The sequence below is a fragment of the Mycobacterium sp. 1164985.4 genome (assembly GCF_001668575.1).
Lineage (GTDB): Bacteria > Actinomycetota > Actinomycetes > Mycobacteriales > Mycobacteriaceae > Mycobacterium.
Map to the genome: position 1 here is coordinate 245,656 of NZ_LZMD01000085.1, position 20,289 is coordinate 265,944.

17 protein-coding genes and 1 tRNA gene are annotated in these 20,289 nt (G+C 67.9%); 11 read left to right on the top strand and 7 right to left on the bottom strand.

Going from position 1 to position 20,289, the window contains the following annotated elements; genetic code table 11:
* Window positions 1-41: 41 nt before the first annotated feature.
* A complete protein-coding gene (locus A5650_RS19790; RefSeq protein ID WP_067295506.1) occupies window positions 42-2,204 on the top strand; it encodes an ATP-dependent DNA helicase UvrD2 in 2,163 nt (720 codons plus the stop codon).
* A gap of 474 nt (window positions 2,205-2,678) precedes the next feature.
* The gene (locus tag A5650_RS19800; RefSeq protein WP_067295359.1) at window positions 2,679-2,957 is read left to right on the top strand and encodes a WhiB family transcriptional regulator; all 279 of its coding nucleotides are present in this window, start codon (window positions 2,679-2,681) and stop codon (window positions 2,955-2,957) included.
* A 94-nt stretch (window positions 2,958-3,051) separates the two neighbouring features.
* On the opposite strand, the gene A5650_RS19805 is transcribed toward A5650_RS19800, so the two are convergent.
* The 3 genes from A5650_RS19805 to A5650_RS19815 all read right to left on the bottom strand — a co-directional run bounded on the left by A5650_RS19805 (window position 3,052) and on the right by A5650_RS19815 (window position 6,724).
* Entirely contained in the window at window positions 3,052-4,392 is a 1,341-nt protein-coding gene (locus tag A5650_RS19805; RefSeq protein WP_067295509.1) for a macrolide-binding ATPase MABP-1, read from the bottom strand.
* A gap of 42 nt (window positions 4,393-4,434) precedes the next feature.
* Window positions 4,435-5,259, bottom strand: a complete 825-nt coding sequence (locus A5650_RS19810) for a cyclodehydratase (protein WP_067295362.1) — start codon at window positions 5,257-5,259, stop codon at window positions 4,435-4,437.
* A 61-nt stretch (window positions 5,260-5,320) separates the two neighbouring features.
* Window positions 5,321-6,724, bottom strand: a complete 1,404-nt coding sequence (locus A5650_RS19815) for a zinc-dependent metalloprotease (RefSeq protein WP_502687084.1) — start codon at window positions 6,722-6,724, stop codon at window positions 5,321-5,323.
* Window positions 6,725-6,859: 135 nt separating this feature from the next.
* On the opposite strand from A5650_RS19815, the gene A5650_RS19820 reads away from it, so the two are divergent.
* From A5650_RS19820 to A5650_RS19830, 3 genes are all read left to right on the top strand, one after another.
* Entirely contained in the window at window positions 6,860-7,882 is a 1,023-nt protein-coding gene (locus A5650_RS19820; RefSeq protein WP_067295513.1) for a YlbL family protein, read from the top strand.
* Window positions 7,883-7,959: 77 nt separating this feature from the next.
* Window positions 7,960-10,977 (top strand): UPF0182 family protein, encoded by a 3,018-nt coding sequence (locus A5650_RS19825; RefSeq protein ID WP_067295368.1) that lies wholly within the window; start codon window positions 7,960-7,962, stop codon window positions 10,975-10,977.
* Window positions 10,978-11,065: 88 nt separating this feature from the next.
* Window positions 11,066-11,139 (top strand) — tRNA-Met (locus tag A5650_RS19830).
* A gap of 64 nt (window positions 11,140-11,203) precedes the next feature.
* Here the strand turns inward: A5650_RS19830 and A5650_RS19835 are convergent.
* The gene (locus A5650_RS19835; RefSeq protein ID WP_067295516.1) at window positions 11,204-11,677 is read right to left on the bottom strand and encodes an SRPBCC family protein; all 474 of its coding nucleotides are present in this window, start codon (window positions 11,675-11,677) and stop codon (window positions 11,204-11,206) included.
* A gap of 79 nt (window positions 11,678-11,756) precedes the next feature.
* Between A5650_RS19835 and A5650_RS19840 the strand changes: the two genes are divergently transcribed.
* Window positions 11,757-12,518 (top strand): MBL fold metallo-hydrolase, encoded by a 762-nt coding sequence (locus A5650_RS19840; RefSeq protein WP_231992669.1) that lies wholly within the window; start codon window positions 11,757-11,759, stop codon window positions 12,516-12,518.
* Window positions 12,519-12,569: 51 nt separating this feature from the next.
* On the opposite strand, the gene A5650_RS19845 is transcribed toward A5650_RS19840, so the two are convergent.
* Window positions 12,570-13,235 carry a TetR/AcrR family transcriptional regulator gene (locus A5650_RS19845; protein WP_067295370.1) on the bottom strand — a complete coding sequence of 222 codons (666 nt, stop codon included), beginning with the start codon at window positions 13,233-13,235 and terminating at the stop codon, window positions 12,570-12,572.
* Between the two features lie 251 nt (window positions 13,236-13,486).
* Here A5650_RS19845 and A5650_RS19850 point away from each other — a divergent pair, with 251 nt between their 5' ends.
* Window positions 13,487-14,248: a hypothetical protein gene (locus A5650_RS19850; RefSeq protein WP_067295373.1), complete on the top strand. Its 762-nt coding sequence runs from the start codon at window positions 13,487-13,489 to the stop codon at window positions 14,246-14,248.
* Between the two features lie 18 nt (window positions 14,249-14,266).
* Here the strand turns inward: A5650_RS19850 and A5650_RS19855 are convergent, their stop codons facing one another.
* Entirely contained in the window at window positions 14,267-14,920 is a 654-nt protein-coding gene (locus tag A5650_RS19855) for a maleylpyruvate isomerase N-terminal domain-containing protein (protein ID WP_067295376.1), read from the bottom strand.
* Between the two features lie 105 nt (window positions 14,921-15,025).
* Here A5650_RS19855 and A5650_RS19860 point away from each other — a divergent pair, with 105 nt between their 5' ends.
* From A5650_RS19860 to A5650_RS19875, 4 genes are all read left to right on the top strand, one after another.
* Entirely contained in the window at window positions 15,026-16,069 is a 1,044-nt protein-coding gene (locus A5650_RS19860; protein ID WP_067295379.1) for an alpha/beta fold hydrolase, read from the top strand.
* Window positions 16,070-16,146: 77 nt separating this feature from the next.
* The gene (locus A5650_RS19865; RefSeq protein WP_067295383.1) at window positions 16,147-16,809 is read left to right on the top strand and encodes a class I SAM-dependent methyltransferase; all 663 of its coding nucleotides are present in this window, start codon (window positions 16,147-16,149) and stop codon (window positions 16,807-16,809) included.
* Window positions 16,810-16,908: 99 nt separating this feature from the next.
* Window positions 16,909-18,432 (top strand): long-chain-fatty acid--ACP ligase MbtM, encoded by a 1,524-nt coding sequence (gene mbtM / locus A5650_RS19870; protein ID WP_067295387.1) that lies wholly within the window; start codon window positions 16,909-16,911, stop codon window positions 18,430-18,432.
* A gap of 30 nt (window positions 18,433-18,462) precedes the next feature.
* Window positions 18,463-19,215 carry an alpha/beta hydrolase family protein gene (locus A5650_RS19875; protein ID WP_067295522.1) on the top strand — a complete coding sequence of 251 codons (753 nt, stop codon included), beginning with the start codon at window positions 18,463-18,465 and terminating at the stop codon, window positions 19,213-19,215.
* 31 nt (window positions 19,216-19,246) lie between these two features.
* Here the strand turns inward: A5650_RS19875 and A5650_RS19880 are convergent, their stop codons facing one another.
* A complete protein-coding gene (locus tag A5650_RS19880; protein WP_067295390.1) occupies window positions 19,247-20,218 on the bottom strand; it encodes an NADPH:quinone oxidoreductase family protein in 972 nt (323 codons plus the stop codon).
* Window positions 20,219-20,289 lie beyond the last annotated feature (71 nt).

Consider the following 20,289-nt stretch of genomic DNA (forward strand, 5'->3'; position numbering starts at 1 on the left):
GTATCGGTCAATTGTCACCGGCCCCTGCCAAGATGGACCGCATGTCGGTAGAGGTCGCTTCGGTGGGCAGCACCCCGAACGCGGTCGACGACCTCGACGAGGAGCAGCGCGAAGCGGTGCTCGCTCCGCGCGGGCCCGTGTGCGTGCTGGCCGGCGCGGGCACCGGGAAGACCCGCACCATCACCCGGCGCATCGCCCACTTGGTCGCGGCGGGCCACGTCGCTCCCGGCCAGGTCCTCGCGGTCACGTTCACCCAGCGAGCGGCCGGAGAGATGCGGGCCCGGTTGCGTGCGCTCGACGCGGCGTTCGGCGGTGTCGGCACCGGTTCGGTGCAGGCGATGACGTTTCACGCCGCGGCCCGCCGCCAGCTGGCGTACTTCTGGCCCCGCGTCGTCGGCAACACAAGCTGGGAACTGCTCGACACCAAGTTCGCGGTGGTGGCGCAGGCCGCCAACCGCGCCCGGCTGTCGACCAGCACCGACGATGTCCGCGACCTCGCGGGCGAGATCGAGTGGGCGAAGGCGTCGTTGATCAGCCCCGAGAACTATCCGGCCGCGGTCGCACAGGTGCACCGCGACATCCCGTTCGACGCCGCGAAGGTGGCCGCCGTCTACGCCGGATACGAGGCGCTCAAGGCCCGCCGCGACGGCACCATGCTGCTCGACTTCGACGATCTGCTGCTGCACACCGCCGCGGCCATCGAGGACGACGCCGCGGTGGGGCAGGAGTTCCGCGACCGCTACCGCTGTTTCGTCGTCGACGAGTACCAGGACGTCACACCGCTGCAGCAGCGCGTGCTCGACGCATGGCTCGGTGAGCGCGACGACCTCACCGTCGTCGGCGACGCCAACCAGACCATCTACTCGTTCACCGGCGCCACGCCCCGCTACCTGCTCGACTTCTCCCGGCGCTTCCCCGACGCGGCGGTCGTTCGGCTCGAACGCGACTACCGGTCCACCCCGCAGGTGGTGTCGCTGGCCAACCGGGTCATCGCCGGCGCGCGTGGTCGGATGGCGGGCAGCAAGCTGCACCTCGTCGGGCAGCGCGATCCCGGGCCGGCGCCGCGCTTCGCCGAATACCCCGACGAGGTCGCCGAGGCCAAGGCGGTGGCCAAGAACATCAAGCGCCTGCTCGAATCCGGCACCGAGCCGGCCGAGATCGCGGTGCTCTACCGCATCAACGCCCAGTCGGAGGTCTACGAGGAGGCGCTCACGGAAGCCGGCGTGCCGTTTCAGGTGCGCGGCGGTGAGGGCTTCTTCAGCCGTCAGGAAATCCGCCAAGCGTTGGTGGCGTTGCAGCGCGCCGCCGAACGCGACCTCGACGACCTGGGGGCACCTCCCGCTCGCGGGGGATTGCCCGAGGTGGTGCGCGCGGTGCTGGAACCGCTGGGGCTCACCGCCGAACCGCCGCCGGGCAGCAAGGCCAGGGAGCGGTGGGAAGCGCTGGCGTCGCTGGCCGAACTCGTCGACGAAGAGGTCGCGGTCCGGCCCACGCTGGATCTGCGCGCCTTGATCGTCGAACTGCGACAGCGCGCCGACGCACGCCATCCTCCGGTCGTGCAGGGTGTCACGCTCGCGTCGCTGCACGCGGCGAAGGGTTTGGAGTGGGACGCGGTGTTCCTTGTCGGGCTCGCCGACGGCACGCTGCCCATCTCACATGCCCTCGCGCACGGTCCGGACAGCGAGGCGGTCGAAGAGGAACGGCGTTTGCTCTACGTCGGAATCACCAGGGCGCGTGTGCATTTGGCGCTCAGCTGGGCGCTGGCCCGCGCACCCGGAGGGCGTCAGAGCCGCAAACCGTCGCGGTTCCTCAACGGCATCGCACCGCAGTCGTCGAATGCCGGCGACACACCGAACAAGTCGCGCCGTCCCCGCGGCGCGACGCCGCGCTGCCGGGTGTGCAACAGCGTCCTGACCGCGCCGGCCGCAATCATGTTGCGCCGCTGCGAAACCTGCCCGTCAGACATCGACGAGCAGCTGCTCGGTGAGCTCAAGGACTGGCGGTTGCGCACCTCCAAGGAGATGAGCGTGCCGGCGTACGTGGTGTTCACCGACAACACGTTGATCGCGATCGCCGAGACGTTGCCCACCGACGACGCCGCGCTAGTCGCGATCCCGGGTATCGGCGCGCGCAAGCTCGAGCAGTACGGCGCCGATGTGCTCGCGTTGGTCAAAGGTCGGGGGCGACGGGCCGACGGCACGTAGCACGGCCAATCGTCGTAAAGATCGCGCCAAAGCCGCTGGTCAAAAAATCAATTGTCAGTAGCGGCTGTTACGCTTAGCCTCAAGATCGCACCGCTCGGGTGTCTTTTTGTGCGAAAGGAGGACCGACATCATGGATAGCAATCACGTCTTCACCGGCGTAGCCGTTGCTGGCATGACGCGGACCCTCCATGTCGCCGCCGCCGCGGCGGCGCATCCTGCGTCCGCCGCGCATGCCGCCGGTGCCACCGTTGCCATTACGCCGCAGCGTAAGCGCCGCGCCGCCGCCGCGACTGTGTCGTCCGTCGATCGGAGCTCTATCAGGTAGAGCCACGATTTCGCCGAAAAGGCCACGGACCCGCAGTCGGATCCGTGGCCTTGGTCTTTTCGGAGCCAATTCCCAAGCCGCCAAGACCTGGTCCCGGATCCCACGAAGAAGAGATACGAAACCCACGACCAGGAAGCAGAGGACTGGACATGTCACTCGGGACATGCCGACAGAAGACGAAGCTGGCGGTGCCGTGTCACAGGAACGATCCCGATCTGTGGTTCGCGGAGAATCCCGTCGAACTCGAACGCGCCAAGGCGTTGTGCGCCGAGTGCCCGATCCGGCGCGAGTGCCTGGCCGCCGCGCTGGAGAGGCAAGAGCCGTGGGGTGTTTGGGGTGGCGAGATCCTCGAACGGGGCACCATCATCGCCCGCAAGCGTCCGCGTGGCCGGCCGCGCAAGAACACCGTCGCCGCGCACGCCGCGTGAACGGCTGGAAATGGACGTCGCCGAGCGTACGGTTGTCTACGCAAACCTCGAGTGGACCCGCTGACAAGCGTGCGCTCGGCGCGGACAATTCTGGCTAAGCGGCCTCGTCCGCGAAGCCCGGAATCAGTTCCGTGGCAAGCTCTCTGGCCGGCACATGCGCGTCGAGCTGGCATGCGATGGCCACATTCGAGGCGATCACCCGCATCGGGATCGCGAGCTTGGCGGGGATGTCCATCTGCCGCGCGGCCTTGATCTGGCCCGCGGCGCGCTCGGGACGCATGTTCGCGGTGGTGATGCGCTGCAGCCACTTTCGGTTGTAGTGGAACACCTCGACCTCGAGCGGTTCCACGTATTGGCGCATCATGTCGTCCATCTCGCGCTTGGACACCTGCTCACCCTTCTGGATGAACCCGACCTTCTGCATCGTGGTGAGCAGGTTCTCGTAATCGTCGTTGAGCGCGTACCGCGTCGCCAGACCGATCTCGACGGGAATCCCGCCGGGCATCGGGGCGACGGCGCCGAAGTCGATGACGCCCATCTTGTCGTCGGGCAGCAGCATGAAATTGCCGGGATGCGTGTCGCCATGCATCATCTCGAGCCGGCGGGGCGCGTCGTAGGTCAGCTCGAAAAGCCTGGTGCCCATCAGGTCTCGTTGTTCCTGAGTGCCCTCGCGGATGATCACCGACATCGGCACCCCCTCGATCCACTCCTGGATCACGACCTTGGGAGCGCTGGCCACGATCCGCGGCACCACGAAATGCGGATGGCCCTCGTAGGCCTTGGCGAAGGCGCGCTGATTGTCGGCCTCGAGGCGGTAGTCGAGCTCCATTTCCGTGCGCTCGATGAGCTCGGCCACCACGCTGTCGACGTCGGCGCCGGGGGAGAGCTGCTTGAGCACACCGACCATGCGCTGCATCGTCTTCAGGTCGGCGCGCAGCGCTTCGTCGGCGCCGGGGTACTGAATCTTGACCGCGACGTCGCGACCGTCCGACCACACCGCCTTGTGCACCTGGCCGATGCTGGCCGAAGCCACGGGCTTGTCGTCAAACGACGCGAACCGCTGACGCCACTTCGTACCCAGCTGCGCGTCCAGCACGCGGTGCACCTTGGCCGCAGGCAACGGCGGGGCCTCGCGCTGCAACTTCGTCAACGCCTCGCGGTACGGCTTGCCGTACTGCTCGGGAATCGCGGCCTCCATCACCGACAGCGCCTGGCCGACCTTCATCGCCCCGCCCTTGAGCTCGCCGAGCACGGTGAACAGCTGCTGGGCGGCCTTGTCCATCAGCTCGGCGTTGACCTCGTCTTTCGACTTACCGGTCAGCCGTTTGCCGAAGCCCAACGCGGCCCGGCCGGCCATCCCGACGGGCAGGCTCGCCAGTTTGGCGTTGCGCGCGGCCCGGCCCCGCTTGATCTCACTCACCAGACCATCATCCACGACGCGGCTGTACACACCGCAACGACTTGCCAACAGGCGATGTCAGCATGCGCAGCGCGGGTGCCGCGACCATCGTCGCGCAACCACCGAGCCCACGTTGACGTCGAACTCCAGCGTGGTGTCCAGCGTCGGCGGAGGTTCAGTGCAACGGGCCGCTTCGCCGCCGCGGACCGCGCGCAGCACCCGGTCGACCTGGTTGAGCGCCAGTGCGGCGGTAGCCAGCACCGTCGCACGGTCGGCGGTGCCGACGGTGTGCCGTAACTGGGCCGCGACCGCGGGCCACGCCGCGTCCCGGTCGGAGCGATGAAGATCCCCACACGACAGACAGCTGGTCACGCCCGGCAGCACCAACGGTCCCACCAGGCCTACGCCGTCACGCACACGCACCGGCAGGTGGGCGACCCCGGCCGCGTGCAGTTCGCGCACCATCCGCGGGTCGGTCACCAGGTAATCGGCGAGAACGACGAGATCCGTCGGCTCCGACGGCGCGCCCGTGTCGGTCCGGGTGCTGCGAGTCAGCCGCGCTCCCGAACAGTGCAGGGACGCGGCGAGCAGATCCGACAACGGCCCGCGACCGTGGATTCGCACCGCGGCGGTGCGGCCGCGCGGAGGCGTGCCGGCGTCGACCACGCCCGCGTCGACCAAAGACGACACCAGGCCGTCGATGTCCGCCGCCGGGGCATGCGCCTTCAGGTCCGCCACCGCGGCGCCCGATTGCAGGCGACGCAGCAGGTCCGCGAGCGTCGCGGAGGTCAGTCCCGACGGCGGCCGGATCACGACGGCGCGCCGCGGATCCCACCCCACCTGCACTGCCCCGTCGGGCCGCAACAGCACAGGCGTCGCGGTGCTCAACGCATAACGCGTCATCGAACGAGCGTGCCACGCCGGGCGGCGGCCACCGGTGGTTATCCACAGGCGACGACGGGGCCTACTTGTCGTCCTTGTCGTCGTCGTCCGGGTTCTGGATGTCCTTCTCGAGGTCGGCGAGGGCCTCCTCGATGGCGCTGTCCATACCGCTGGTGTCGCCGCCGATGATCCGGTCGATGAACCCAGCGGGCTCGTCGAGATCCTCGGCGCTGGGCAGCAGGTCGGGATGCTGCCAGACCGCGTCGCGACGGTCGGAGCCGACGGCCTCGGTCAACCGCTCCCACAAGGCCGCTGCCTCGCGCATCTTGCGCGGACGCAGCTCCAGGCCGACCAGGGTGGCAAACGTCTGCTCGGCGGGCCCGCCGGTGGCGCGGCGCCTGCGCAGCATCTCCGCGAGCGCCGACGTGCCGGGGATGCGGTCGCCGAGCGCCTCGGACACGACGGTCTGCACCCAACCCTCGATCAGCGCCAGCAGCGTCTCGAGCCGTTCCAGTGCCGCGGTCTGTTCCGGGGTGGCCTTCGGCTCGAAGATGCCCTGATTGAGCAGCTGCTCCATTTGGGCCGGGTCGGTCAGCGCGGCCGGGTTGAGGCCGGAAGCCAGCTCCTCGATGCCGCTCATGTCGATCTTCATGCCGCGGGCGAACGCCTCGACGGCGTTGAGAAGCTGGCTGGCCAGCCACGGCACATGGCTGAACAGGCGGTGGTGCGCCGCCTCACGGGCGGCCAGGAAGGTGAGGATCTCGCTGCGCGGCTGCTCGAGGCCCTCTGACAGCGACTCGACCGCCTCGGGCATCAGCGCGGCCACACCTCTGGGGCCCAACGGAAGCCCGATGTCGGTGGAGGTCAACACTTCTCGCGACAGCTTGCCCAGCGCCTGGCCGAGCTGCGAACCGAACGCCATCCCGCCCATCTGCGTCATCATCGACAGCAGCGGACCGGCCATGGTCCGGGCCTCGTCCGGAAGCGCCGAAACCCAGACCGTCGAGATCTGCTCGGCGACCGGGTCGCACAGCCGCTTCCACGTCTCGAGCGTGTTGTCGATCCAGTCCGTTGGCGTCCACGCGACGGCCGTGTTGGTGCCGGCGGGAAGCGCGGTCACGCCGTCGAGCCACGTCTCGGCGAGGCGCACGGCGTCGGCGATCGCCGAGGACGTCCCCTCCGGAATCGGGGCGACGAAACCGATCTGGCTCGACGCCAGCCGGCGGGCGAGGTCGTAGTTGACGGGTCCGGACTGCTTACCGCCGGCCATCGCGCTGCCGGCGCCGCTGAACATCTCGCCGAGCTTGGAGAAGATCTGCCCCAGCTGCGACATGTCGAACTCGGATCCCCCCTGAAAGCCCATGCCGAACGGGTCGCCGGTTCCCTCGGACCCGGAGTCGGGATCTTTCTTGCGCTTGTCGCGCTCGGGGTCATCCCCGGCGGAGAAGCCGAAAGGCAGGTCAGCCATGCCCTCAACCGTACCCACCAGGACGAGCCCCAGTCGGTGGGCGCCTTCGCTGACAGCGAATCACCCCGTCCGGGCGCCGACGAGGCGGCCCGAGGTGCCGGTCCGGACGTCGTGAGCGCGGTCACCGGCGGCGCAACCTTTAGATTGGGCGGCGTGAACAGGCGGACTTTGACGTTACTCGTCGCGCTCGTGCCGATCCTGGTGTTCGGGGTGCTGGTGTCGGTCGTGACGGTGCCGTACGTCTCCCTGGGGCCGGGGCCGACGTTCGACACGCTCGGCGAGGTCGACGGCAAGCCCGTCGTCCAGATCGAAGGGACCGATGTCTACCCGACGTCGGGACACCTGAACATGACGACGGTGTCGCAGCGCGACCAGCTCCGGCTGGGCGAGGCGATGGCGCTGTGGCTGTCGGGACGCGAACAACTGGTGCCGCGCGATCTGGTCTACCCGCCGGACAAGACCCGCGACGAGGTCAACGAGGCCAACACCGCCGACTTCCGCAACTCCGAACGCAGCGCCGAGTACGCCGCACTGCACTACCTCGACTTCCCGATGGCGGTGACAGTGGAGAACGTCAACGACCCGGGCCCGTCGGCGGGCAAGCTGCGCGACGGCGACGCGATCGACGCCGTCAACGGCACGCCGGTGACCAAGCTCGAGGAGTTCCAGGACCTGTTGAAGGACACCAAACCGGGCGACACCGTGACCCTGGACTACCGCCGCAAGGACGCGCCGTCCGGCTCGGCCACCATCACGCTGGGCAAGCATCCCGAACGCGATCAGGGGTTCCTCGGCATCGGCGTGCTCGACGCGCCGTGGGCGCCCTTCGCGGTCGACTTCAACCTCGCCAACATCGGCGGACCGTCGGCGGGGCTGATGTTCTCCCTGGCCGTGGTGGACAAGCTCACCACCGGCGACCTCAACGACGGGCAGTTCGTCGCCGGCAGCGGAACCATCACCGGTGACGGCGAGGTCGGTTCCATCGGCGGAATCACCCACAAGATGATCAGCGCGCACGAGGCGGGCGCGACGATCTTCCTGGTGCCGGCCGACAACTGCGAGGAGGCCAAGACGGCACCGCAGGACGGTATGGAGCTGGTCAAGGTCGGCACCTTGTCGGAGGCCGTCGACGCGTTGAAGACCTTGTCCGCCGGTGGCGAACGGCCGCATTGTTAGGTCATCGGCGAAAGGCCGTTGCGTAGAGTTGTGGCCACGTCAAGCAGGACGTACGGGAACCAGACTGGAGTCATCGAGTGGGTATGCGGCCCGCGGCACGAATGCCGAAGCTGACACGACGTAGCCGAATTCTCATCGCGGTGGGGGCCGTCATCGTGCTCCTGTTGCTGATCGGGCCGCGCCTGATCGACACCTACGTCGACTGGCTGTGGTTCGGCGAACTCGGATACCGCTCGGTGTTCACCACGGTGCTGTTCACCCAGATCCTGCTGTTCCTTGTCGTTGCGCTGCTGATCGGTTCGATCCTGTTCGCCGGGTTGGCGCTGGCCTACCGCACCCGGCCGGTGTTCGTGCCGACCAACGGCCCCAACGATCCGGTGGCAAGCTACCGCACCGCGGTGATGGCGCGACTGCGGCTCGTCGGCTTCGGGGTCCCCGCGCTCATCGGTTTGTTCGTCGGGCTGTTCGCGCTCGGGCAGTGGGAGACCGTGCAGCTCTTCCTGCACGGCAACAGCTTCGGGATCACCGACCCGCAGTTCGGCAAGGATCTGGGCTTTTACGCCTTCGACCTGCCGTTCTACCGTCTGGTCCTGAACTATCTGTTCGTCGCCACCTTCCTGGCCTTCATCGGAAACCTGTTGTGCCACTACCTGTTCGGCGGCATCCGGCTGTCCGGCAGAGCCGGCGCGCTGAGCCGTGCGGCGCGCATCCAGCTGATCACGCTCGTCGGCATCCTGATGCTGCTCAAGGCGTTCGCGTACTGGCTGGACCGCTACGAGCTGCTGAGCCACACCCGCGGTGGTAAGCCGTTCACCGGTGCGGGCTACACCGACATCAACGCGGTGCTGCCCGCCAAGCTGATCCTGTTGGCGATCGCCGTGATCTGCGCGGCGGCGGTGTTCTCCGCGATAGTGCTGCGTGATCTGCGCATCCCGGCGATCGGCGTGGTGCTACTGCTGCTCTCGTCGCTGGTGGTCGGCGCGGGCTGGCCGCTCGTCGTCGAGCAGTTCAGCGTCAAACCCAATGCGGCGCAGAAGGAAAGCGAATACATCAGCCGAAGTATCTCGGCGACCAGAAATGCGTACGGGCTGACCGACGACGTCGTCACCTACCGCGACTACAGCGGCGACGCGGCGGCCACCGCCCAGCAGGTCGCTGCCGACCGGGCGACAACGTCGAACATCCGCCTTCTCGACCCGACCATCGTCAGCCCCGCGTTCACCCAGTTCCAGCAGGGCAAGAACTTTTACTACTTCCCGGATCAGCTGTCGATGGACCGCTATGTCGGGCGCGACGGCAATCTGCGCGACTATGTGGTCGCCGCTCGCGAGCTCAACCCCGACCGGCTGATCGACAACCAGCGCGACTGGATCAACCGCCACAGCGTCTACACGCATGGCAACGGTTTCATCGCCTCCCCGGCGAACACCGTGCGCGGCGTCGCGAACGACCCGAACCAGAACGGCGGCTACCCGGAGTTCCTCGCCAGCGTCGTCGGCGCCAACGGCAGCGTGGTCTCGCCAGGGCCCGCGCCGCTGGATCAGCCACGCATCTACTACGGGCCGGTCATCGCCAACACCCCGGCCGACTACGCGATCGTCGGCAAGAACGGCGACGTCGACCGCGAGTACGACTACGAGACCAACACCGAGACCAAGAACTACACCTACGGCGGTTCGGGCGGTGTGCCGGTCGGCAACTGGCTGGCCCGGTCGGTGTTCGCCGCCAAGTTCGCGGAACGAAACTTCTTGTTCTCCAACGTGATCGGCGAGAACAGCAAGATCCTGTTCAACCGTGACCCGGCCAAGCGCGTCGAGGCCGTCGCACCCTGGCTGACCACCGACACCAGCGTGTATCCGGCCATCGTGAACAAGCGGATGGTGTGGATCGTCGACGGATACACCACCCTCGACAACTACCCGTATTCGGAGTTGACGACGCTGTCGAGCGCCACGGCGGACTCCAACGAGGTGGCCATCAACCGCCTCGCGCCCGACAAGCAGGTGTCCTACATCCGTAACTCCGTGAAGGCCACGGTCGATGCGTACGACGGCACGGTGTCGCTGTACGCGCAGGACGAGAACGATCCGGTCCTGCAGGCGTGGATGAAGGTGTTCCCGGGCACGGTGAAGCCGAAGAGCGAGATCACGCCCGAACTGCAGCAGCACCTGCGCTATCCCGAGGACCTGTTCAAGGTGCAGCGCGCGCTGTTGGCCAAGTACCACGTCGACGACCCCGTGACGTTCTTCTCGACGTCGGATTTCTGGGATGTCCCGCTGGACCCGAACCCGACGGCGAGCAGCTATCAGCCGCCGTACTACATCGTCGCCAAAGACCTTGCCTCCGATGACCGTTCGGCGTCGTTCCAGCTGACCAGCGCGATGAACCGGTTCCGCCGCGACTTCCTGGCCGCCTACATCAGTGCCAGTTCGGATCCGGACACCTACGGCAAACTCACGGTGTTGACCATTCCCGGTCAGGTCAACGGCCCGAAGCTGGCATTCAACGCGATCAGCACCGACACCGCAGTCAGCCAAGACCTGGGTGTCATCGGCCGCGACAATCAGAACCGGATCCGGTGGGGCAACCTGCTGACGCTGCCGGTGGCGCAGGGCGGGTTGCTCTACGTCGCACCGGTGTACGCCTCGCCGGGGGCCAGCGACGCGGCGTCGTCCTACCCGCGCCTGATCCGCGTGGCGATGATGTACAACGACAAGGTCGGCTACGGCCCGACGGTGCGCGATGCGCTCACCGAGTTGTTCGGGCCCGGCGCGGACGCCACTGCGACTGGGCCCGCGCCGCTCGCGGGTTCTGGCGGACAACAGCCCGCGGCGCAGACACCCCCTGACGGCCAGCCGCCGGCGGGTCGCACACCGGCCAACCAGGAAGGCCGGGCGCCGGAGGTGCCCACGCCGGTGGCGGTGCCGCCCAGTGGCCCGGTGCAGCTGTCGGGTCCGAAAGCCGCTGCGTTGCAAGAGGTCAACACGGCGCTGGACTCACTGCGGCAGGCCCAGCAGAGCGGTGACTTCGCCGAGTTCGGCGAGGCGCTCCAACGCCTCGACGACGCGATGGAGAGGTACCAGTCCGCGAGCTGATCCGGGCGGCGTGACGTGACTCACCGCCCTTCGTGACCGCGCGATTTGGAACTCGACGAGCGCCTTCGGTAACGTGGCGTTCACCCGACGCGGGGTGGAGCAGCTCGGTAGCTCGCTGGGCTCATAACCCAGAGGTCGCAGGTTCGAATCCTGTCCCCGCTACTAGGTGGAACGGCCCTCGGAGGAAACTCCGGGGGCCGTTCTCTTTGAATTTTCGCCTAGGCGCTCAGCCGGCCGCTTCGGCCTTCGCCCTGAGGCGCTGCAGGGTGAGCTTGATGTGTTCGCCGTTGGCGGAGTCGCGGTCGCGCACACCGGTCGCCATTCCCGCGACCGTCTTGAACCATCCCGGCCGTTTGTCCCATGTGCGTTCGATGACGGTGCAGCCACCGTCGGCGGGAGTGATGTCGTAGCGCCATCGCGCCACGGGAATGACAAAGCTCTTCACGTCGAAGGCGAATGTTCGGCCCGGCTCTGCGTCGGTCACGGTGCAGGTGGTGGTCCACTGCTTGCCGCCGTTGCTGTTGTGCCCTCTGAAGACGGCCCCCGGAGTGACGCGATCGCCCTTGTGCCACTCCATCCGGTCGGCTTCCTCGGCCAGCGACGCGAGCGTCGGGAGGTCGGTGATCAGCGCGTAGACCGCGGCGGGATCAGCCGCGATGTACGTCGACGCTTCAGCGGAGGCAGGCGTGGTTTCGCTCATCCCGCGATCGTAGCCAGCGGCGCGGCGATCCCGGGTTGCCGTGATCGATCCCAGCACCCCAAACTGCTTGAGGTGTTGCGTGACGAAGGGGGCCGCGATGGGGTTGATCGTTGATCCGCTCGAAGACATCGGAGTCATCCGCCTGTCCCGCTGGATCTTCAACTGCTACCTGATCCGTGGCGATCGCTCCTATGTGGTGGTCGACGCGGGCATGCCCCGCAGCGCCGACGACGTCGCAGGAGCGCTGCTGGTCCACAAGGGGACCGTCGACGCGGTCGTCGCCACCCACGGCCACAGCGACCACGTCGCCGGGGCGCCGCGACTGGCCGCCGAGCACGGGGTGGGACTGCACCTTCCGGAAGTCACCCTCGGCTACCTGGACGGCACGCGGAAGCCCCGCACGCCGACGTTGAGCAAGGTCGCCCAGATCTGGCCCACGCTGATCAGCCAGCCGCTCGACGTGACCGGACTGCGCGGCTTTGTCGACGGCGCCCGCGTCGCGGGGTACGGCGGAGCCAAGGGGATGGTCGGCGACGCGCTCGGCGGGGCCCAGTCGCTGGCCGACGGTCAGCCGCTGCCCGGCGCGACGGGCTGGCAGGTGTTGCACGTGCCCGGCCACACCGACGACTCGACCGCGTTCTGGCATGCCGACAGCCGGACCCTGATCTCCGGCGACGCGGTGCTCAGCGCGGACGGGCAGGCGTGGTTCACCCCGGAGACCGTCGACGACGCCGCGGCGGCGCGCAGTGAGAAGCGCATGCGCGCGCTGCCGGTCGAGCATCTGCTGCCTGGCCACGGTATGCCGGTGCACCGCGCCGATGTGTGGGCCGACACGCGCTGAGCATACGTAATCCGTTGATGTGCAGACCTATTCGTGACTAAGCATCGGGCATCATCGTTTGTGGGTGCGGCGACGCGGCGCAGCGTCACCGCGGCGTTTCTCTAGGTGGTCGATCAGCAGCTGACCCATCGCTTGCCGCTGCGGTTCCGTCGGTAGCGGCACGTCGGTGACCATTTGGCCCACCATGAGGCCGACGGGTGCGGCCCAGAGAAGGTCGGCGATCGCGGGGGCGTGGGGGGATGGCGCACCGATGAGCTCAGCGATACGTGCCAGTCCCGGTTGGAGATTGGCGAGTTGCTCGACGCCGAGGCTGGATCGAAGCGATCTCGTGGCGATCAGTATCTCCATCGCCGTCATGCTGGCCGGGTTGAGGAAGACTTTCCATGCGGCGTCGGCGAGCGCCTTCATCCGCTGCTCGACGTCGTCGATTCCCTCGACCTCGTCGGCGAGATCGTCGATTGAAGCCGCCAAGCTCTCGATGGCGTGGTCGATGACGGCGGTCAGGAGTCCGTCGCGGTCACCGAAGTGGTACTGCACGACGCCGGTGCTGACGCCGGCGCGTTCGATGATGTGGCGGGTGCTCGCGGCGGCGAACCCCTCTTCGCGAATGCAGCGGATCGTTTCGTCGATGACGAGTTCGCGCGTGCGGTCGGCGCGCTCTTGAGTCTTGTGCCGCGATCGTCGCGGCGACGTACCGCGTGAGCGCTTGGCCGTCATCGGCTTACGGCGCAAAGCCGCATCAATGCGAGCGGTGTTGTCGGGAGCCGCACGCGTCGATCCAAAGCGGGCTCGGTAGGCGAATGCGCGACCGGCGAAAGGCGACGGACCATGCACAGAAAATCTACCGACCGATATAACATCACACGTGATATAAAACTCCTGTCCGCGGTGCAGGGACGAACGTATTCCTCGAAACGTCGATTCGGCTCGCCCGGCCGACGATCACCCTCGATGCGGAGGCCTCGCCCATGACAGAGACGATCAGGCAGAACGGGACAGGGCAGGCGCCCCCGCGGCGGGGATTCTCCTCACTGCAGAAGAGCCTCTTCGGAGTGCTCGCTTTTTTCTTCGCGATCCACCCGGTGTTCTGGTACCTGGAGTTTCACGTCGGCGTCCCGCAATCGACCGCATCGGTGGCGATGGTGATCGTCGTGGTCTGCTGCTTTGCGACGGCGCTGGCGCTGCCGTGGCTACGGGTCGCAGACCGCCGCGACTGGACGCGCCGCGACCGCCTCGGGGCCATGGTGATCGTGTGGGTCTTCATCGCACTCATCCCTCGTTTCATCTGGGAGCTGCCGTGGCTGCTGTTCTTCGATCAGATCGTCGAGGGGGTCGAGAGGGGATCGCTGTGGACCTACATGTGGGCGCCCATCCTGCTCGGCGGTGACGCCCGCTACCTCACCGGTGATCCGCTGATCGTGTGCATGGAGTGGATCGCGCTGTTCGTCGGCATCTTCGAGGCCTACGCCCTGTTCCAGTTCTTCCGAAATCGCAGGCGATTCACCAGCATTCAGCTGTCACTGATCATGGCCGGCATGATCGTCGAGGTGACCCTGCCGGCCGTGTACTTCGGCACCGAAATCGCCAACAACCTGGAAAGCATGTCGTCTCCGCTGGAGATGTGGGTGAAATTCGTCCTCATCAACGTGCTGTGGTGCACGATGCCGCTGCTCACCTACTTCTGGGGCGTGGGCAGGCTCGTCACGCAAGACCTCGAGGTGCGGTTCTAGACCCTGACCCGCGAACGATCACGTGAGGATCAGCGGGACCCGGGCATCAGTCGTGCGCAGGTCTGCCTCTTCCGCGGCCGTGGCCGGTCGGCGTCCGGTGCCGATGAGAAGTGCGTCCGCATCCGCCCACGACGCGGGAAGCGCCGCTCCCGCCGCCGTCTCGAGCAGAGTCCGAGAGAACGCAAGCCCTTCGGCGGGCGGCGCGGGTGCACCCGGAAGGTGCGCGATCAGGTCGAGGTGGTGCAGCGTCCACTCGAACATGTAGGCGTCGAGATAGTAGCGGACGGTCAGCACCTGGCCGCGGGTGCTGACCCGCGCGTCGGGGTTCGCGAGCTCGCCGGCCCGACCCGCGGCCGATCCGACGTCGTCGAGATGGAACTTCAGCAACGACGGATCGCCGTAGGCCGCGGCGAGCCGGGTGGTCAGCGCGTCGAGCGGGTCGTCGGCCGGCAAGGACTCGACGACCTCCCAATAGGTCACCGAGTTTCGGGTGGGTGCGGAATCGGCGGGCGTCACGAGGGTGATCAGGACGTCCTGGGCGTCGACGACGAGGTGGCACACCAGGTCGCGTATCAGCCAGCCGGTGCAGCCGGACGGCTTTTGAAAATCCTCATCGGCGAGGCCCGCGACGACCTCCCGCAGCGCCGCCCAGGAAAGGCCGAAGAGATCCACAGCGGGAACGTAGCAGCTGGGGCGCCGAGGGCCGCCTAGACATCAGCGCTGCGTCCCAGGCGAATACGGCCGCCACCGCCCTCTTACGGTCGTAAGCTCACGGCGATGCCGGGGAAGTCCACGATCAGGTTCCTTCCCCTCGGCGCCCGTCGAATGGCGTACGAGGTCGCTGGCGACGGCCCACCGCTCGTCGCCCCGGCATGGTGGGTGAGCCACCTCGAACTCGACGCGCAGAGCACGAGCTTCCGTCGCTTCTGGGACGAGCTCGCGGACGGCTACACGCTCGTCCGCTACGACCGTCTCGGCGTCGGCATGTCGGACCGCGCGCTCACCGACACCGACCTGACCATCGACCGTGAGGTCGACACACTGCGTGCGCTCCTCGACGAGCTGCGGTTCGATCGCGTTTCGCTGCTGGGCGGCTCGTCGGGAAGCTGCACCGCCATCGCGTTCGCCGCCACATTTCCTGAGCGCGTCGACCGCCTCGTGTTGTACGGGTCCTACTGTGACGGCTCGACTCTCACGGCGCCCAACGTGTCCGACGCGATCCTTGCGGCGGTGCGCGCGCACTGGGGTCTGGGCTCCCGCATGCTCGGCGACATTTTCCTCGGCGGTGCCGAGCCCGCGGAGCAGGACCATTTCGCGCGGATTCAACGCGAGGCAGCGACTGCTGAAACCGCCGCCGCCCTACTGGATTTCGTCTACCGCATCGACGTCCGCGACCAGCTGCCCCTCGTTCGCTGCCCGGTGCACGTCGTCCACCGTCGCGACGACCGGGCCGTGCCGTACCGCTGCGGGCGTGAGGTTGCGGCCGCGATTGCGGGCGCGACTCTCCTGCCGTTGCAGGGCAGTGCGCACTTCCCCTGGCATGGTGACGCCGCATCCGTCGTTCGCGCCTGCCGGCAGGGACTGGTTTCTGCCGAAACGCCGACCGACCATCCGGGCTCGGGGGAGCCCGCCCTGTTATCGGACCGCGAGCGAGAAATCCTCGCCTGCATCGCACGCGGTCTCGGCGACCGCGAGATCGCCGAACACCTTGTCCTGAGCCCTCATACGGTGCACCGGCACGTCGCCAACATCCGGCGCAAGCTCGGCAGTTCGTCACGCACAGCCGCGGTGGCCGAGGCGGTCCGCCTCAACATCCTGTGATGCCGGAATCGGCCATCTGAGCACAATGGCCGCTTCGGGCGATGCGTGCCCCCCTTGCGCCTTCATATCGTCACGCCATGACCGACATCGATACCGCCGCCGCACCGTCGACCAACCCTCCGTCCGCGGTCTGGCTACAAGTCTTCGCCCGACTGTATGACCCGTTCCTGTGGCTGGGTGAAGCATCCGGCATGCGTCGCCGCCGCCGCGAACTCCTTGCCGACGCCTATGGCCGGGTGGTCGAGATCGGAGCGGGCACCGGACTGAACTTCGCGCACTATCCCGACGACGTCACCGAACTGATCCTCACCGAGCCCGAGCCCGGAATGCGCAGCAAGCTCGCCCGGCGCCTTGCCCGCCATGGCCGTGTCGGACGGATCCTCGACGCCCCCGCGCAGCATCTGCCCTTGGCCGACGCTTCGGTCGACACCGTCGTCTCGACGCTGGTCCTCTGCACCGTCGATGACCCGCTCAGCGCACTGCGCGAGATCGCACGCATACTCCGCCCGAATGGACAGTTGCTGTTCATCGAGCACGTGCGGGCAGAGTCGCGCTTCCTCGCCAGATGCCAGGATGCGCTCCGCGAACCCTGGCGACACTTTGCAGGCGGATGCATCTGCAACCGGTCGACCGTCGAGACCCTGCGCGCCTGCGGCTTCACGGTCACCGCCCGACCCGCGGTGTGGCGGGGCATGCCGCCGGTCGTCCATCCACTGGCGATGGGCCGCGCAACCCTCTGACCCGCTGCCATCCCGCAAATGGGTGTCGGTTAGCCTTACCTAAATTGACTAGTCCGACAACCGTCCGTCGCGGCGGGATGAAGCACGGCGAGGGTGCCCATGGAATCGTTGGCAGCGGTATTTGCCGAACGCTTGACCAACTCGGCAAACAGCCTCGTCGTCTTCGACAACGGCGCGTGGACGCGCCACCCCTGGCCGGAGGTGCACGCTCGCTCGTTGAACGTCGCCGACTGGTTGCTCAACGAGGAGGTCGCGGCCCTCGGCCTGGCCAATGAGCCCACCGTTGAGCTCATCGCAGCGATCCTCGGAGCCTTCCAGGCCGGCGTCCCGGTGACCATCGCGCCCGGCCCGGTCCGAGGCGCCGACGCCAAGAAGTGGGCGCAGTCCACGGTGACCCGGTTCGCAGGAATGGGCGTCAGCCACGTCCTCAGCACGGGTCCGCAGCTCGAACAGCTCCGACTCATGGACGGCGGCCCGGTGGCCAAGGAGCTGTCTTCCGTTGCCCCACTTGAGAGGTCGCCGAGCTTTCTGCGGCCGGACCGGCCGGCCGCCGTGGCGATTCTCCAGGGCACCGCGGGTTCGACGGGCGTGCCGCGGGCGGTGCAACTATCGCCGGATGCGGTACTGGCCAACCTCGTTGGGCTCAATTCGCGCATCGGAGTGGGGCCCGACGATGTCGGCTGTTCATGGCTGCCGCTGTACCACGACATGGGTTTGAGCTTCGTGCTCGCCGGAGCGCTGCGCGGAATCGACGTGTGGCAGGCGCCGACCGGGGCGTTTCAGGCCTCGCCGTTCCGGTGGTTGAACTGGCTCACCGAGAGCCATGCCACCATCACCGCCGCGCCGAACATGGCCTACGGCCTGATCGGCAAGTACTCGCGACGGGTCACCGACGTCAACCTCTCCAGCCTGCGTTTCGCGCTCAACGGCGGTGAACCCGTCGACTGTGAGCTCACCGCGCGGTTCGCCGAGGAAATGGCCCGGTTCGGATTCTCCGCGGGCGCGCTCGCGCCCTCCTACGGACTGGCCGAATCTACCTGTGCGGTAACGGTTCCCGAACCCGGGCGGGGACTGATCGTCGACGACGACGGTCACGCGCTGCTCGGCGAACCGATACCCGGCATGTCGGTGCGCATCGAACTGCGCGGCGACGACAAGGTCGGCGAGATCCACATCCGCGGAACCTCGATGATGTCGGGCTACCGCGGCGACACCCCGCGCGACCCCGACGATTGGTTCGCCACAGGCGATCTCGGCTACCTCGTCGACGGCAGCCTCGTGGTGTGCGGTCGCGCCAAGGAATTGATCACAGTGGCCGGGCGCAACATCTTTCCCGCCGAGGTGGAACGGGTCGCCGCAGGTGCGCCGGGTGTGCGCGAGGGCGCCGTGGTGGCCGTCGGAGTGGGGGAGCGGTCGATCCGGCCCGGTGTCGCGATCGTCGCGGAGTTCCGCGGACCCGACGAGGCGACGTCGCGCGCCGACCTGATCGAGCGCGTCGCCTCCGAATGCGGCGTGGTGCCCACCGACGTCGTCTTCGTCCGGCCCGGCACGCTGCCACGCACCTCGTCGGGCAAGCTGCGCAGGCTCGAGGTGAAACGTGACCTGCTGCAACAGCAGCAGTGACCTACCGGTGCGCATGACAGGATGACGCGCGTGGGTGAACGCGTCAGATTCCCGAGCACCAGTGGACCCGATCTCGCGGGCGTGATCGACGTCCCCGACGGCGACGTCCGCGGATGGGGAGTGTTCGCCCACGGGTTCACGCTCGGCAAGGACTCGCCCGCCGCCAGCCGGATCTGCAAGCAACTCGCCAGCGAGGGCATCGGCATGCTGCGGTTTGACAACCTCGGCCTCGGTGATTCAGAGGGCGACTGGAGCGACGGCTCGTTCTCGCACAAGGTCGCCGACACCGCGCGCGCCGTCGAGTTCATGAACTCTTCCGACCGCGAGGTACGCCTCCTCGTCGGGCATTCCTTCGGCGGCTCGGCCGTCATCGCCGCCGCCCACGAGTGCCCGACGGTGAAGGCGGTCGCCACCGTGGCCGCGCCCTACGAACCCGCCCACGTCGAGCGGATCTACGACGCGCTCGTCGAGCGCATCGAGGAAGAGGGCGAGGCGCAGTTTCACATCGGCGGGAAGGCGCTGACCCTCAAGCGGCACTTCCTCGAGGATGTCCGCGACGCCGATCTGCGCGAGCGCATCCACTCTTTGCGCCGCGCGCTGCTCGTGATGCACTCGCCGACCGACAACACCGTCGGCATCGCCAACGCCAGCGAGATCTTCCAGGCTGCGCGGCACCCGCGCAGCTTCGTATCCCTCGAGGGCGCCGACCACCTGCTGACCGGCAAGGATCAGGCGGCGCGAGCGGCGCGCATCGTCAGCGCCTGGGCCGACCCGTATCTGTAGGCACCGAGACTGCGCCCTGCCGCCGCACACATCACCGGACGGCGACGACGACCTTGCCCTTCGCCGAGCGGTCTTCGAGCGCGGCGATCGCATCCGCCGCGCGCTCGAACGGAAACACCTGCGGTTGCGGCGCCGACACCTTGCCCGACGCGAGCAGCGGCTCGAGCTCGGCCCACTGCTCGGCGAGGTAGTTGGGATGGGTGAAAGTCCAAGCACCCCAACCGACTCCGACGGCGTCGACGTTGTTGAGCAGCAACCGGTTGACCTTCACGGTCGGGATCTCGCCGCCCGTGAAACCGACCACCAGCAGCCGTCCGCCTGGGGCCAGCGAGCGCAACGAGTCGGTGAACCGGTCGCCGCCGACCGGGTCGACGACGATGTCCACGCCGCGACCGTCGGTCAACTCCTTCACCTTGTCCTTGAACCCGTCGACGAGCACGACGTCGGTCGCGCCCGCCGCCCTGGCCACCTCGGCCTTCTCGTCGCTGCTCACCACCGCGATCACCCGCGACGCCCCCCACGCAGGCGCCAACCGCAGCGTCGACGTCCCGATGCCGCCGGCCGCGCCATGCACCAGCACGGTCTCGCCCTCGGCCAACCGTCCGCGCGTGCGCAGCGCGTGGTGCATCGTGAGGTCGTTGAAGAGCAGACCCGCGCCCGCCTCGAACGAGACGTTGTCGGGCAGCTTGAAGACCCGTTCGGCGGGCAGCGCGACCACCTCGGCCATCGCGCCGCACAGCATCGTCAGGGCGGCGACCCGATCGCCGGCCTGCACATGCGCGTCGGCCGGCGCACTGCGCACCACGCCCGCGACCTCGCCGCCGGGGGTGTACGGCATCTCCGGCTTGTACTGGTAGAGCCCGCGCGACTGCAGCACGTCCGGGAAAGCGACCCCCGCCGCGTGCACCTCGATCACGACCAAGCCGTCGCCGTCCGGTTCGTCCAGTTCGACGAGCTTGGCGGCTTGGGGTCCATCGAGGCTGGCTATCTGAATCGCGCGCATGCCGCCATTTAACTCCCCCCGAATCTCCGACCTGCGCCGCGGCACCAGTCGCCGCAAAACGGGGCGGGGGT